We start from the raw sequence: 14873 nt of genomic DNA on the forward strand, positions 1-14873 counted from the left end.
ATCATAGCACGCAAACCGCGGCGACGCGGGGAAAACAGGACTGGTAAAGCATCGATGCAAGCATCCGTCGTATCCGCAAAGGATCTCTGTCTCACCTACCAGACGAATGACGGGCCGGTGCATGCGCTGAGCGATGTCAATCTCGATGTCCGCAAGGGCGATTTCGTTTCTTTCATCGGTCCATCCGGCTGTGGCAAGACGACGTTCCTGCGCGTCATCGCCGATCTGGAGAAGAAAACCTCAGGCGAGATCACCGTCAACGGCATGACGCCGGACGACGCCCGCAAGGCGCGCGCCTATGGCTACGTCTTCCAGGCGCCGGCGCTCTATCCTTGGCGGACGATCGAGAAGAACATCGCGCTCCCCCTGGAAATCATGAGTTATGCCGCCGCCGACCAGAAAAAGCGCATCGCCGAGGCACTGGATCTCGTCAACCTCTCCGGCTTCGAGAAGAAGTTTCCCTGGCAGCTTTCCGGCGGCATGCAGCAGCGTGCCTCGATCGCCCGCGCACTGGCTTTCGACGCCGACCTGCTGTTGATGGATGAACCTTTCGGCGCACTCGACGAAATCGTCCGCGACCACCTGAACGAAGAGCTTCTGAAGCTTTGGGCGCGCACCAACAAGACGATCTGCTTCGTCACCCACTCGATCCCCGAAGCCGTCTACCTCTCCACGAAGATCGTCGTCATGTCCCCGCGCCCCGGTCGCGTCACCGACGTCATCGACTCCACGCTCCCGGCGCAGCGCCCCCTCGGCATCCGCGAAACCCCGGAATTCCTGAAAATCGCCCACCGCGTGCGTGAGGGGCTAAGGGCGGGGCATAGCTATGAGGAGTAGGAGGGCAGGCCTATGAAACCCGATACCCTCAAGGACAAATTTATCCCCGTCCTGACGATCCTGCTGGCGCTCATCGTCGTCTGGTACGTCGCGGCGATCTTCATGAACGCGACCTTCCAGCGGGACATGGATCAGCGCGGCAACGTCACCTCTACCGCGATGGAATTCGTCGAAAAGACGCTCTCGCAGCCGAAGCCGATCCTGCCGGCGCCGCATCAGGTGGCAAGCAATGTCTTCGAGAACACCTTCCTCAGAAAACTCTCCAGCAATCGCAGCCTCGTCTACCACGCCGGCGTGACACTGTCCTCGACGGTTCTCGGCTTTGCGCTCGGAACCCTGCTCGGCATCGCGATCGCCGTCGGCATCGTGCATATCAAGACGCTCGACCGTAGCCTGATGCCGTGGATCATCGCATCGCAGACGGTGCCGATCCTGGCGATCGCGCCGATGGTCATCGTGGTGCTCGGCGCCATCAACATCACCGGCCTGATCCCGAAGGCGCTGATCTCGACCTATCTCTCCTTCTTTCCCGTCGCGGTCGGAATGGTGAAGGGTCTGCGCTCGCCGGAGATCATGCATCTCGACCTGATGCGCACCTATAATGCGACCGCTTTGCAAACCTTCTGGAAGCTGCGCGTCCCGGCCTCGATCCCTTTCCTCTTCACGTCGATGAAGGTGGCGATTGCCGCGAGCCTCGTCGGCGCAATCGTCGGCGAACTCCCGACAGGCGCGGTCGCCGGCATCGGTTCGAAGCTGCTGGCGGGCTCCTATTATAGCCAGACGATCGATATCTGGGCGGCACTCGTGGCAGGCTCCGTGCTGGCGGCCATGCTCGTTGCGATCGTCGGCCTCGTGTCGAAGTTCGTCGATCGCGCCATGGGAGGCAGGCCGGCATGAAGAAGCTGAATATCTCCTGGCAGGCCTTGGTCGCTCTTTTTCTCTGCGGCGCGGCGCTGCTCTCGCTGCCGCTCCTCAGCGAAGCCGCCCCCCGCCCCTTCAGCGATGAAACGGTGACACTTGTCGTCGTCATCGTCGCGGCATCCGCCCTCATTTCGGTAGCGCCTCTGCCGCGGCTCTATTCCGCAACCGTTTTGCTGATCGGCACTCATGAAGCCGCCTGGATGCTGCTTTCCGGCATTGCCGGCAACGAAGGCATGGCGGCGAAATCCTTTTTCTTCCTGATCGCCGCCTGCTGGCTGCTTGCCTGGCGCTGCGTCACCGTGCTTTGCGAGATCAAGCCTGCCTCGAATTTCGAAAGCTCGTTCCTGCGCCTGCTGATCCCCGCGATCTTCGGCGCCTGGATCCTGATCCTTTGGGAAACGGCGACCCGCGGGGCGGGCATTCCCTTCGTGCTCCTACCGCCGCCAAGCGCTATTGGCGCACGTATCGCCGGGTCGCTGCAGATCCTCGGCGAAGACGTTAGGCAGACGATCTTCAAGGCCGTGTTGATCGGCTACGCCGTTGGCTGTGCCAGTGGCTTTATCGTCGCGATCCTGGCCGATCGCGTGGCGTTCCTGCGCCGCGGCCTGCTGCCGATCGGCAATATGGTCTCGGCGCTGCCGATCATCGGCGTGGCGCCGATCATGGTCATGTGGTTCGGCTTCGACTGGCCGTCGAAGGCCGCCGTCGTCATCATCATGACCTTCTTCCCGATGCTGGTGAACACCGTCGCGGGCCTGGCCGCGTCCGGCAGCATGGAGCGCGACCTGATGCGCACCTATGCCTCGAACTACTGGCAGACGCTGCTGAAGCTCCGGCTTCCGGCAGCCATGCCCTTCATTTTCAATGCGCTGAAGATCAACTCGACGCTGGCGCTGATTGGTGCCATCGTTGCGGAATTCTTCGGAACGCCGATCGTCGGAATGGGCTTCCGCATCTCCACCGAGATCGGGCGCATGAATGTCGACATGGTCTGGGCCGAAATCGCCGTTGCGGCGCTGGCAGGCTCGATCTTCTATGGAGCCGTCGCCCTCGCCGAAAGGGCGGTGACTTTCTGGCATCCGTCTATCCGTGGTGGTTAGACGTCGCTTTATTCTCGCAAATGGGATTGGGCATAACTTCAGAGGGAAAAGAAAATGAAAAAACTGATGGTTGCAATGATGGCAAGCGCAATGTCGCTCGCGGCTGCCCATGCAATGGCCGCCGACAAGGTGACGCTGCAGCTGAAATGGGTCACGCAGAGCCAGTTCGCCGGCTATTACGTCGCCAAGGAAAAAGGCTATTACGAGGAAGAGGGCCTCGACGTCGACATCAAGCCGGGCGGTCCGGACATCGCACCCGAACAGGTCATTGCCGGCGGCGGCGCCGACGTGATCGTCGACTGGATGGGTGGAGCGCTGGTTGCCCGCGAAAAGGGCGTGCCGCTCGTCAACATCGCCCAGCCCTTCCAGAAGTCGGGTATGGAGATGATCTGCCGCAAGGACGGCCCGATCAAGTCCGAAGCGGATTTCAAGGGCCGCACCCTTGGCGTCTGGTTCTTCGGCAACGAATATCCGTTCTTCGCCTGGATGAACAAGCTCGGCCTCAAGACCGACGGCGGCGCGGATGGCGTGACCGTTTTGAAGCAGAGCTTCGACGTGCAGCCGCTCCTGCAGAAGCAGGCAGATTGCATCTCGGTCATGACCTACAATGAATACTGGCAGGCGATCGATGCGGGCTTCAAGCCGGAAGAGCTGATCGTCTTCAACTATACGGAAATGGGCAACGACCTTCTCGAAGACGGTCTCTACGCAATGGAAGACAAGCTCAAGGACCCGGCCTTCAAGGAAAAGATGGTCAAGTTCGTCAAGGCTTCGATGAAGGGCTGGAAATACTCAACCGAAAACCCGGATGAAGCAGCCGAGATCGTCGTCGATGCCGGCGGCCAGGACGAGAACCACCAGAAGCGCATGATGGGCGAAATCGCCAAGCTGATCGGCGACGGCACCGGCAAGCTCGACCCAGCGCTCTACGATCGCACGGCCAAGGCTCTTCTCGACCAGAAGATCATCACCAAGGAGCCGGCCGGCGCCTGGACGCACGAGATCACGGACACGGCTGCGAAGTAATTCCAGCCAATGCAAAAATGGGAACGCGCGGCGACACCCGCGCGTTTTCGGTTTTTTAACGTCGCTTCAAAAATTTCGGGGACGATGTCGCATCGGCAGGCTTTCGCACGTCATTAGGAATATACGGCTGCGATCAATCATCGGAATGACCACATAACCATGCGGTGATTGATCTGGACGTAAACGGCAATTAGTATGTTCGGATAGGGGAATTATTTTCTGCCGGTCTTGCGCGTCGAGCAAATCGATACCAAGTACAAGCCGGATTTGCCGGAGGAGTGACTTCTCTGTAATAGAGACGGCAAATAATGCGGGAATGCCTCTGAGAACACAGAGACGAAATGGCCTGTTCGCGAGCTGAGGGACAACGCGCGATTTTGGCTGACTATGTCATATAATTTGGATCACGACGCATGGCACGCACGCTGACTATACTACGCGCCTCCACCCTTTTGATCGCCGCGCTCGCGCTAACTCCCGCTTTCGCGCAGGAAACCGCAACCACGAAACCGCAGCAGAACCTGCCGGCGATCGTCGTGACCACCGCCAAAATTCGCACACTCGTCGACCGTGTCGTTGCGACCGGCACCGTGAAGCCGGTCGAGGAAGTCTATATCCAGCCGCAGGTCGAGGGCCTTTCAATCCGCGCGTTGAATGCCGATGTCGGCGACAAGGTTGCAGCAGACAGCACGCTTGCGACGCTGAACGACGACGCGCTGCTCTTGCAAAAGAGCCAGATGGTGGCAACCAAGGCGAAGGGCGAAGCAACGCTCGCGCAGTTGCGGGCACAACTGGTCGAAGCAGAGGCGAATGCCGAGCAGGCCCGCCAGCAGCAGGCCCGCGCGCAGGAAATGGGCAAGAAGGGCACGGTGTCCACTGCGACGGTGGAACAGGCAGATGCCGCTGCCGCTTCTGCCAACGCCCGTGTGAACTCCGCCGAGCAGGCGATCGAAGTTGCCCAGGCGGACCTTAAGGTCGTCGACAGCCAGATCGCCGACACGGATTTGAGGCTTGCCCGCACCGATGTGAGGACGCCAGTCGCAGGCACGGTTTCGGCAAAGAACGCCAAGGTCGGCGCGATCGCCCTGGGTTCGGGCGAACCACTCTTCACCGTCATCCGCGACGACGATATCGAACTGGTCGCCGAAGTCGGCGAGAGCGATATCATCAAGATCGAGCCGGGCCAGAAGGCAACGATCTCGCTTGCCGGCAGCCGCGACAAGCTAACGGGTTCGGTGCGCCTCGTTTCGCCAACGGTCGATCCGACGACGCGCCTCGGCTTCGTCCATATCCTGATCGATGATGACAGCAAGGCGCGTTCGGGCATGTACGGCAGCGCCGAAATCATCATGAAGACGGCCGAGAACGTGGCTTTGCCGCTTTCGGCTGTCCTGACGAGCAGTGAAGGCTCGTCCGCCCGCAAGGTCGAAGACGGAGTTGTGAAATTCGCCGAAGTGGAAACCGGTATCCAGGACGGCGCCTATATTGAGATTGTGAAGGGCCTGAAGGACGGCCAGGAAGTCGTTGCCAAGGCCGGTGCTTATGTCCGCGACGGCGACCGCATTACGCCTGTTCGCGAACAGCCCGCTGCTTCCAACTGAGAGACGGCCCGATGAACTTTTCAGCCTGGTCCATCCGAAATCCCGTAGCGCCGCTGCTGCTTTTCGCGCTCCTGCTTTTTGTCGGCATTCAGTCCTTCAACAAGCTGCCGATCACGCGCTTCCCGAACATCGACGTGCCGCTCGTCTCGATCACCGTGACGCAGAGCGGCGCTTCGCCTGCCGAACTCGAAATGCAGGTGACCAAGGAGATCGAAGACGCCGTCGCCTCGATCAACGGCATCGACGAAATCCAGTCGACGGTCACCGACGGTCAGTCGCAAACCAACGTGATGTTCCGCATGGAAGTGCCGACGGAGCAGGCGGTCCAGGACACCAAAGACGCGATCGACCGCATCCGCAGCGATCTTCCGGCCAATGTCGAGGAACCGATCGTCGCCAAGGTCGATGTCGAAGGCCAGGCGATCCAGACCTTTGCCGTGTCCTCGCCGGACATGACGCTCGAGGAACTCTCCTGGTTCGTCGACGATACGATCAAGCGCGCCCTCCAAGGTCAGGCCGGCATCGGCCGCGTGGACCGCTATGGCGGTGCCGAACGTGAAGTACGCATCGAGCTCAACCCCGACAAGCTGAACGCCTACGGCATCACTGCCGCCAGCGTGAACAAGCAGTTGCACGGAACCAACGTCGACCTCGGCTCCGGACGCGGCCAGGTCGCGGGCAGCGAGCAGGCGATCCGCGTTCTCGGCGACGCCCGCAACGTGGCGGAACTCGCCAATACGACGATCGCCCTGCCGAACGGCCGTTTCGTCAAGCTCGCCGAACTCGGCGCTATCAAAGACACCTATCAGGAACCGAAATCCTTCTCGCGTTTCGACGATACGCCCGTCGTTACCTTCGGCGTCTTCCGCTCCAAGGGCGCCAGCGAAGTCAGCGTCGCCGAAACGGTGGCGCAAAGCCTCGACAAGGTGCGTGCGGAAAATCCAAATGTCGGCATCGAGCTGATCAACGACTCCGTCTACTTCACCTACGGCAACTATGAAGCTGCCCTCCACACCTTGATGGAGGGCTCGCTGCTGGCGGTCGTCGTCGTGTTCCTGTTCCTGCGGAACTGGCGCGCAACGCTGATTTCGGCGATCGCCCTCCCCCTGTCCGCGATCCCGACCTTCTGGATCATGGACCTGATGGGCTTCTCGCTGAACCTCGTCAGCTTCCTCGCGCTCACGCTCGCGACAGGTATCCTCGTCGACGATGCTATCGTGGAAATCGAAAACATCGCCCGGCACATCAAGATGGGCAAAACCCCCTATCGGGCGGCGATCGAAGCGGCGGACGAAATCGGTCTCGCCGTCATCGCCACGACGTTCACGATCATTGCCGTCTTCGTACCGGTCTCGTTCATGCCGGGCATTCCCGGCCAGTACTTCATCCAGTTCGGCCTGACGGTCGCCTTTTCGGTGTTCTTCTCGCTCGTCGTGGCACGTCTCATCACTCCGATGATGGCCGCCTACCTGATGCGCCCGCAAGATGGCCAGGACGACCATCATGACAATGACGGCCTCTTCTTCCGCGGCTATACGCGTCTCGTGCGCGCCACGACCGCCCGCTGGTGGACGCGCTATGCGACGCTCTTTGCGGCGATCGCCTTCCTGATCGGTTCGGTAGCACTGCTTGCCCAGGTTCCCGGCAGCTTCCTACCGCCGGAAGATGCGTCCCGCATCGTGCTTTCCGTCGAGCTGCCGCCGAACGCGACGCTCGAAGACACCGAACAGACGTCCAACGCGATCTACAACAAGGTCAAGGACATCAACGGCGTCGAAAGCGTCTTTGTTCTCGGCGGCGCATCCCCCAAGGGCGACCTTGAACTGCGCCGTGCAACGATCACGCTTTCGCTCTTCAAGCTGGACCACTCGCTGGTGAAGAGGGTTATCAACGATGTCTTTGGCTCCATCCCGGTCATCGGCCCGCATCTGCCCAAGGTCGAGGTTCATGGCCGCGAACGTCCGCAATGGGATATCGAAAAGGAAGTCTTCGCCAGGGTGAAGGATATTCCCGACGTTCGAATCTTGAAGCTCAACGACCGCGGCGAGCGTGACCTGTCGTTCAACTTCCTCTCCAAGAACGAGAAGGATCTGAACGAGGCTGTCGGCCTTCTGGAATCGAAGCTGCGTGCAGAACCGCTGCTGGCAAACGTCAGTGCCGAAGGCGCCCTGCCGCGTCCGGAACTGCAGGTTCGTCCCCGCAAGGACCAGGCCGCCCGCCTCGGCATCACGCCGGAGCAGATCTCCGATACGATCCGTGTCGCCACGATCGGCGACGTCGATGCGGCGCTTGCCAAGATCAACCTCGACGACCGCCAGATCCCGATCCGCGTTCAGACCGCAATCGATATGCGGCGCGATCTTGCGGCCATCCGTGCGCTGAAGGTCCAGACGGCGAGCGGCGCGATCGTGCCGCTCTCGACCGTGGCTGACATCGACTATGCGGAAGGCGCGAGCTCGATCAAACGCAACAACCGAAATCGCGTCGTCGCGATCGGCTCCGACCTACCGCAGGGCGTGGCTCTCGATACGGCATCGGCTCGCTTCCTGCAGATCGTCAAGGACACCCATATCCCATCGACCGTGCAGCTTGTCGAAAGCGGCGATACAAAGGTCCAGAAGGAAATGCAGCAGAGCTTCGTCAACGCGATGCTGATGGGCCTGATGCTGGTTCTGGCCGTCCTGATCCTGCTGTTCAAGGATGTGATCCAGCCGTTTACCATCCTGTTCTCGCTGCCGCTGGCAATCGGCGGTGTGGCGGTTGCTCTGATCATCACCAACAATCCGCTCTCGATGCCGGTTCTGATCGGCAACCTCATGCTGATGGGCATCGTGACGAAGAACGCCATCCTGCTCGTCGACTTCGCAATCGAAATGCGCCGTCACGGCATGACACGCGTCGAAGCTATGGTGGAGGCCGGCCGCAAACGCGCCCAGCCGATCATCATGACCTCGATCGCCATGTCCGCCGGCATGCTGCCCTCGGCACTCGGCGTCGGCGAAGGCGGTTCGTTCCGTGCGCCGATGGCGATCGCCGTGATCGGCGGCATCATCGTCTCGACGGTGCTTTCACTCGTCGTCGTGCCGTCCTTCTTCCTGATCATGGACGACCTCTCGCTCCTGCTCGGCTGGCTCTTCGGCCGCCTCGTCGGCAAGAAGGATCAGGAGGAACTGGCGATGTCCCGAGAGGAACTGACGGAAGCTGTCGGCGCTCTCAGCGAACGGGTGGAGGCGATCGAGCACCCGGAAGGCAAGCGCAAGAGCGCCAATGCCAACGACAAGAACGTGCTCCGCCTGCCGCCTTTCGCAGCGGAGTAAGCTTGCACTGAACAATGAAAGGCCGGGGCGAACCCGGCCTTTCATTTATGTGGAATTGGAATCGCGAAAGCTGCTTGCAGCCGCCGTTGTGAGCGGGTTTCCTGTCAAATCTACGAAACAAAGGTAAGCAGCGAAAAGCAAGGCGGCTTGATTCAGCCGCCTTGGATGCGATTATGGACGGAAGCTCGATGCTCCCTGTGCCTCGGCCAGTTCGTCACCGGGATCAGGATCGACATCAGGCGCGCGATCAAGGATGGCAAGCGCGGCATCGACATTTCCGCGTGCCGCCCGCTTTTTCAGGCTCATGATGGCACGTCGATGACCAATGCCGTCAGCGATAAACGCCGAAAGCAACTGGTTCAGTGATACGTTGTCTTCCGCCGCTGCTCGCTTAGCTTCTTCCATGACATGATCTGCTATTCTGAGAGGATAGGTACTCATGTTGGCTGTCTCCTTCTCGTTAGTTCTGCCACAAAATCTCCGGCTCTCATGACAGACATACCGAATGCCCTCACGGCTGGATGTAGGAAGTGCCTGTCACTACTTACGACAAATGTCGCACCAGCCGTCAAAGCGCATTCAATGTAGATGTCATCCTTCGGATCGGCCAAGAACGGTCTGAAACGAAACCATGGAGAAACGAGATGAGCCTGACTGAAAACCGCATCCAGCACAGTGTCAATCTCGTCCTCGCTTAGCCATGGTTCATCACCAAGAACACCTGGCCGCTTCAGAACGTCCTCGTATTCCAGCGCCACGGCAGGAGAAACGGCAAAAGGAACATCTCCAGCAAGCATTTCCCGCAAGAGTTAGTGCGACGCTCCTCTTGACGACCGAAAGGCCGAAAGCATGACATTTGCATCAGCAACAATCATCGCATTAATATGATATCGTATGTGATGTCATATCAAGTCGCCGATGTTGCTAAGCTAAACCCTGGCGCAATTTGGCGGCCGCCACTCCGTCTCTCCCTTTTTGGAGCGGCGGACTTGCCGACCACCTTCAAGCCGATGGCGGCGCATTTCGAATGCAACTGCCATTGGTACAATACAAATACAAATGCGAGGCGCCGGCTATCGAGGCGATCGTCGCATTCGAGTTTTTCAGTTGGCGAAGAAATTCCGGAAAGCGAGTGGGAAACGCATTTCCTGCCCGTGGACGACGACGAGGCTAACTAACGCCGTCGCCATGTGGGAGATACAGGAACCAGGGACGCGTCCGTTCTTAGAGCCCGCCCTGCTCCTTCAGGAAGCTGACGATCGGGCCGATGCCCTCGCCACGCTTCATGTCAGAGAAGACGAAAGGACGCGTCTCGCGCATGCGCGCCGCATCGCGGTCCATGACGTCGAGATCGGCGCCGACATACGGTGCGAGGTCCTTCTTGTTGATCACCAAAAGGTCCGACCTGGTGATGCCAGGCCCGCCCTTGCGGGGGATTTCCTCGCCCTGGCAGACGGAGATCACATAGATGGTGATATCGGCCAGATCGGGCGAAAATGTCGCTGCCAGATTGTCGCCGCCGGATTCGATGAAGACGACATCGAGGTCCGGAATACGCTCATTCAGTCCAGCGATCGCCTGGAGATTGATCGTCGCATCTTCGCGGATTGCCGTATGCGGGCAGCCGCCGGTTTCCACGCCGACGATGCGGTCAGACGGCAGCGCCTGCATGCGCATCAGCGCTTCGGCATCCTCGGTCGTGTAGATGTCATTGGTGACGACGGCGATAGAATAGTCGTCACGCATCGCCTTGCAGAGCTTCTCCGTCAACGCCGTCTTTCCAGAGCCGACAGGCCCGCCGATGCCCACACGAAGAGGTCCGTTTCTTGATTTCATATGTCACACTCCAATTCGGCCGATGATAGCGTCCGGATAACGGCGCTGCCACCGGCAAATAGCGCAGAGCTCCGATCAGGAGCGGAAGAGCCTCGTTGTCTGCGTCTCGTGCCGCAGCGAGGCGATATCCGCCTGAACCGCCGCCGAACCCAGATCGTCGAGCGTCGAGCCTGACGCACGGTGAGCGGTCGCGGCAATCGCCTCTTCCAGCCGCGCAAGGATAGCCACGCCGTCCTTCTGCCCGGCAACGCCGAGCCGGATGCCCGCCGAGACCGATTGCGAGACATAGGCATGCAGGAAGGCTGCGAGCGCATTTTGCAGGTCGATGCCATGCGCTCCGGCGACTGCGCCGACGGCAACGGGATAGGCAACGGCCTGCGGCAGGCGATCAACGACGGTATCGGGCCAGGCGCGCGCCGCCGCCAGAAAGGCATCGCCGAGCAGCGTGGTTTCCTGATGGCGCTCCCGCGAGCCGGCAAGAGCCTCCGCCAGCGCGGCAAGCTCCGCAAGCACTCCTGCATCCGATTGCCCCCGCCAGCTCGCTGCAAAGAGCACGGCATCGTTCCAGATGCTCCCATGCGAAAGTAGCGTTTCGATCCATCCGTCCAGCGAGGCTGCATCCGTAACAAGCCTGTCATGGACGGCGCGCTCGAGTCCTCCGGAATAGGCAAACGAGCCGACCGGAAAGGCCGGCGAGAGCCATGCCATGAGACGCAGCAAGGCCTGGAGGTCGCCGCTCTCGCTCATTGCAGTTCAATCATGCGCGTGGTGGCCGTGGTCGTGCCCATGTGAGTGGCCGCCGTGTGAATGGTAGGCGCCGCGGGCGGGCTGGAAAGGCTCGGCGACCTCGCTGACCGTCGCTCCGAGCCCTTCGAGCATCGACCGGATCACGTGGTCGCGCAGGATCAGGATGCGCTCCTCTTCGATCTGCGCGCCGAGGTGGCGGTTGCCGAGGTGCCAGGCAAGCTCGATGAGATGCAGCCGGTCCCGGCCCCTGATCTCGAAAAGCTTCTCGTCCGCAGCCTGGATTTCGATGAGTTCGCCGTCCTCGAGCACCAGCATGTCGCCGCTTGCAAACAGCACCGGCTCCTTCAGGTCGAGCATGACCATGTCGCCGTTATCGAGATGCAGGAGCTTACGGCGCAGATGCCTCAGATCATGGGGCAGGACGACTTTGCCGATAGGATTGGAAGACGGGGTTCCGGCCGGAAGATAGGAGGTGACGCGCTGCATGACATGTCCGTTTCTGTGAGATCACGACCATGCAAAATAGCGCCTGGCAGCGCAAGCGCCAATGCTTTCGCGCGGCCGTTATATGCCATAGGCGCGTTGCGTATCTTCGAAATCTGGCACTGCACCCTGGACGCCAAGGCCGCCCTCGACCAGATGGTGATGCCATGTGTGGTCCAGCGCGTTCCTTTCATGAACGACGCGGTTGCGGCCGAGCGCTTTTGCCAGATAAAGCGCCTTGTCGGCGGACGCATAAACGGCCTCCTTGCTGCGCCCGGGCAGAAGATCGGCAATACCGGCCGAAATAGTGATCGATATGTCGCAGCCGTCGGCAGCGATCGACCGTCGGGCAATCTGCGTCTTCACCGCTTCGATCTTCTGCAGCCGTTCTTCGACGTCACCGCCTGAAACGATGACGCCGAACTCCTCGCCTCCGAGACGCGCAACAACCGAAGAACCGTCGAATGCCGAAGCGAGAATTGCGGAAACGGCTATGATGACGGCGTCGCCGCAGGCATGGCCGAAACGGTCGTTGATCGCCTTGAAACGGTCGACATCGAAAATCACCAGCGAGGCGCCGTCATCGATGCTGTCGAGCGCTTCCGCAAACGCACGGCGGTTCAACAGGCCGGATAGCATATCGATCCGGCTGAGCTTTTCGAACTCCGCGCGCGATACCGTCAGCTGATGCATTGCATGGCCGACGATCAGCGAAAGAATTCCGCAGACAATGCCACTGAGAAGCCAGGACAGCGCGATGCTGTAGCTGATGGTAAGAGCGAGCGTGAACGGCAGCACGCCGAGGAAGGCAAGCAGCGGCATCACTGCGAGGATCAACAGGATCGACAGGATAACGGCGGCAAAACTCATCTTCAGCGCAAAGCTGAAAATCGTGCCGCGATGGTGAAAATTGCCAAGTTCAGCCTGGAGAAAAATCCAGCTCCTCATGAGAATCGACCTCCAGCTCGGCGTCCCCGGAGATATCTGATTAGAGCTCAACTCCTGCCGGCTTCTTAAGCGGTTCGTTAAAATTGGAACGAGTTTATACGATTTAATGTTGTATTGGTTTGTCGCGCCGAATGGACGCCGCAGCAAGCAAAATCGATAGCCTCCAATATAAATCCAAGCAATTGAAAATAAAAGGTTATTATAAATCGAAAGGATTCCGGCATCTCAAACGGAAGCGACCGTTGCTCGCGACAAATTTTCATCGCATTATACAACCCTGTGATGAGCAATTTTGATATGGCGCTTTAAGAGCGCCGGCGGCCGAAGCCGGCGCTCCTGGTGCCCTAAAAGAGGAAGTAGCGCTGCGCCATCGGCAGCACGGTTGCCGGTTCGCAGGTGAGCAGTTCGCCGTCGGCGCGCACCTCGTAGGTTTCCGGATCCACCTCGATATGCGGCGTCAGGCTGTTGTGGATCATCGATGCCTTGGAGATGCCGCCGCGGGTGTTCTTGACCGCAACGAGGTCCTTGGCGACACCCAGCCTTCCCTTCAGCCCGGCATCGAGCGACGCCTGGGAAACGAAGGTGACGGAGGAATTGGTGAGGCTCTTGCCGTAGGAGGCAAACATCGGCCGATAATGCACCGGCTGCGGCGTCGGGATGGAGGCGTTCGGATCGCCCATAGGTGCAGCGGCAATCGAGCCGCCGAGCAGCACCATGTCCGGCTTCACGCCGAAGAAGGCGGGATTCCAGATGACGAGGTCGGCGCGCTTGCCGACTTCAATCGAGCCGATCTCATGGGAAAGGCCATGCGCAATCGCCGGATTGATCGTGTATTTGGCGATGTAACGCCGGACACGGAAATTGTCATTGTCGCCCTTTTCTTCCTTCAAACGGCCTCGCTGGCGCTTCATCTTGTCGGCCGTCTGCCACGTGCGGATTGCCACCTCGCCAACACGGCCCATGGCCTGGCTGTCCGACGAGATGATCGAGAAGGCGCCGATATCGTGCAGGATGTCTTCTGCTGCGATCGTTTCCTTGCGGATGCGGCTTTCGGCAAAGGCGATGTCTTCCGGGATCGACGGCGACAGGTGATGGCAGACCATCAGCATGTCGAGATGTTCGGCGATCGTATTGACCGTGTAGGGCCGCGTAGGATTGGTGGAAGACGGGATGACGTTCGATTGGCCGCAGATCTTGATAATGTCCGGCGCGTGGCCGCCGCCTGCCCCTTCCGTGTGAAAGGCATGGATCGTGCGGCCCTTGATGGCGCCGATCGTGTCTTCGACAAAGCCGCTTTCGTTTAGCGTGTCGGTATGGATCATCACCTGCACGTCGTATTGGTCGGCAACCGTCAGGCAGCAGTCGATCGCGCCGGGCGTCGTGCCCCAGTCTTCGTGCAGCTTCAGCGAGGTGGCGCCCGCAAGCACCATTTCCTCGAGCGCGCCGGGCAGCGATGCATTGCCCTTGCCGGCGAAGGCAAGGTTCATCGGGAAGGCGTCGGCCGCTTCGATCATCCGGGCGAGGTGCCACGGGCCGGGCGTGCAGGTCGTCGCCAATGTGCCATGCGCTGGGCCGGTGCCGCCGCCGAGCATGCAGGTGAGACCGCTCATCAGCGCTTCTTCAATCTGCTGCGGGCAGATGAAGTGGATGTGGCTGTCCATCCCGCCGGCCGTCACGATCTTGCCTTCGCCCGCGATCGCTTCGGTGCCTGGTCCGACGATGATATTGACGCCCGGCTGCGTGTCCGGGTTGCCGGCCTTGCCGATCGCGACGATCCGTCCGTCCTTGAGGCCGATATCGGCCTTCACGATGCCGGTATGATCGACGATCACCGCATTGGTGATGACGGTATCGACCGCACCGTTGGCGCGCGTCACCTGGCTCTGCCCCATGCCGTCGCGGATCACCTTGCCGCCGCCGAACTTCACCTCTTCGCCATAGGTCGTGAAATCTTTTTCGACCTCGATGAAGAGCTCGGTATCGGCGAGGCGTACCTTGTCGCCAACGGTCGGGCCGAACATGCTGGCATAAGCGGCGCGGGAAATCTTGTGGGGCAT

Annotated in this window: 12 protein-coding genes; 6 read left to right on the forward strand and 6 right to left on the reverse strand. The window is 60.2% G+C overall.

All coding sequences use genetic code 11. The features are described from left to right. Window positions 1-54: 54 nt before the first annotated feature. The 6 genes from ISN39_RS13045 to ISN39_RS13070 all read left to right on the forward strand — a co-directional run bounded on the left by ISN39_RS13045 (window position 55) and on the right by ISN39_RS13070 (window position 8802). Entirely contained in the window at window positions 55-837 is a 783-nt protein-coding gene (locus ISN39_RS13045; protein WP_194727782.1) for an ABC transporter ATP-binding protein, read from the forward strand. Between the two features lie 12 nt (window positions 838-849). Further along, the gene (locus ISN39_RS13050; RefSeq protein ID WP_194727783.1) at window positions 850-1734 is read left to right on the forward strand and encodes an ABC transporter permease; all 885 of its coding nucleotides are present in this window, start codon (window positions 850-852) and stop codon (window positions 1732-1734) included. Further along, a complete protein-coding gene (locus ISN39_RS13055) occupies window positions 1731-2858 on the forward strand; it encodes an ABC transporter permease (RefSeq protein WP_194727784.1) in 1128 nt (375 codons plus the stop codon). Before ISN39_RS13050 ends, ISN39_RS13055 begins: the two co-directional genes overlap by 4 nt. A 54-nt stretch (window positions 2859-2912) precedes the next feature. Further along, window positions 2913-3884, forward strand: a complete 972-nt coding sequence (locus ISN39_RS13060) for an ABC transporter substrate-binding protein (RefSeq protein ID WP_194727785.1) — start codon at window positions 2913-2915, stop codon at window positions 3882-3884. 413 nt (window positions 3885-4297) lie between these two features. After that, window positions 4298-5485: an efflux RND transporter periplasmic adaptor subunit gene (locus ISN39_RS13065; protein WP_194727786.1), complete on the forward strand. Its 1188-nt coding sequence runs from the start codon at window positions 4298-4300 to the stop codon at window positions 5483-5485. Between the two features lie 11 nt (window positions 5486-5496). Beyond that, on the forward strand, window positions 5497-8802 hold the full coding sequence (locus ISN39_RS13070; RefSeq protein ID WP_074069265.1) for an efflux RND transporter permease subunit: 3306 nt from the start codon (window positions 5497-5499) through the stop codon (window positions 8800-8802). A 171-nt stretch (window positions 8803-8973) separates the two neighbouring features. Here ISN39_RS13070 and ISN39_RS13075 read toward each other — a convergent pair whose 3' ends face one another. The 6 genes from ISN39_RS13075 to ureC all read right to left on the reverse strand — a co-directional run bounded on the left by ISN39_RS13075 (window position 8974) and on the right by ureC (window position 14873). Next, window positions 8974-9243: a hypothetical protein gene (locus ISN39_RS13075; protein WP_194727787.1), complete on the reverse strand. Its 270-nt coding sequence runs from the start codon at window positions 9241-9243 to the stop codon at window positions 8974-8976. A 783-nt stretch (window positions 9244-10026) separates the two neighbouring features. After that, window positions 10027-10638, reverse strand: coding sequence for an urease accessory protein UreG (gene ureG, locus ISN39_RS13085; RefSeq protein WP_039845662.1), 612 nt, complete (start codon window positions 10636-10638; stop codon window positions 10027-10029). Between the two features lie 75 nt (window positions 10639-10713). Continuing rightward, window positions 10714-11385: an urease accessory protein UreF gene (locus tag ISN39_RS13090; protein WP_194727788.1), complete on the reverse strand. Its 672-nt coding sequence runs from the start codon at window positions 11383-11385 to the stop codon at window positions 10714-10716. A 6-nt stretch (window positions 11386-11391) separates the two neighbouring features. Beyond that, window positions 11392-11871, reverse strand: a complete 480-nt coding sequence (ureE, locus tag ISN39_RS13095) for an urease accessory protein UreE (RefSeq protein WP_039845664.1) — start codon at window positions 11869-11871, stop codon at window positions 11392-11394. 78 nt (window positions 11872-11949) lie between these two features. Beyond that, on the reverse strand, window positions 11950-12816 hold the full coding sequence (locus tag ISN39_RS13100) for a GGDEF domain-containing protein (RefSeq protein ID WP_194727789.1): 867 nt from the start codon (window positions 12814-12816) through the stop codon (window positions 11950-11952). A 344-nt stretch (window positions 12817-13160) separates the two neighbouring features. Then, on the reverse strand, window positions 13161-14873 hold the full coding sequence (gene ureC / locus ISN39_RS13105; RefSeq protein WP_022716980.1) for an urease subunit alpha: 1713 nt from the start codon (window positions 14871-14873) through the stop codon (window positions 13161-13163).

Origin of the sequence: Rhizobium sp. 007, from assembly GCF_015353075.1 — a bacterium.
In the GTDB taxonomy this organism is placed as follows: Bacteria; Pseudomonadota; Alphaproteobacteria; order Rhizobiales; family Rhizobiaceae; genus Rhizobium.

Coding starts and splice junctions, on each gene's coding strand:
- ISN39_RS13075 (WP_194727787.1), bottom strand. CDS start 9,243: ATGAGTACCTATCCTCTCAGAATAGCAGATCATGTCATGGAAGAAGCT.
- ureG (WP_039845662.1), bottom strand. CDS start 10,638: ATGAAATCAAGAAACGGACCTCTTCGTGTGGGCATCGGCGGGCCTGTC.
- ISN39_RS13055 (WP_194727784.1), top strand. CDS start 1,731: ATGAAGAAGCTGAATATCTCCTGGCAGGCCTTGGTCGCTCTTTTTCTC.
- ISN39_RS13060 (WP_194727785.1), top strand. CDS start 2,913: ATGAAAAAACTGATGGTTGCAATGATGGCAAGCGCAATGTCGCTCGCG.
- ISN39_RS13050 (WP_194727783.1), top strand. CDS start 850: ATGAAACCCGATACCCTCAAGGACAAATTTATCCCCGTCCTGACGATC.
- ureE (WP_039845664.1), bottom strand. CDS start 11,871: ATGCAGCGCGTCACCTCCTATCTTCCGGCCGGAACCCCGTCTTCCAAT.
- ISN39_RS13065 (WP_194727786.1), top strand. CDS start 4,298: ATGGCACGCACGCTGACTATACTACGCGCCTCCACCCTTTTGATCGCC.
- ISN39_RS13070 (WP_074069265.1), top strand. CDS start 5,497: ATGAACTTTTCAGCCTGGTCCATCCGAAATCCCGTAGCGCCGCTGCTG.
- ureC (WP_022716980.1), bottom strand. CDS start 14,873: ATGCCCCACAAGATTTCCCGCGCCGCTTATGCCAGCATGTTCGGCCCG.
- ISN39_RS13090 (WP_194727788.1), bottom strand. CDS start 11,385: ATGAGCGAGAGCGGCGACCTCCAGGCCTTGCTGCGTCTCATGGCATGG.
- ISN39_RS13045 (WP_194727782.1), top strand. CDS start 55: ATGCAAGCATCCGTCGTATCCGCAAAGGATCTCTGTCTCACCTACCAG.
- ISN39_RS13100 (WP_194727789.1), bottom strand. CDS start 12,816: ATGAGGAGCTGGATTTTTCTCCAGGCTGAACTTGGCAATTTTCACCAT.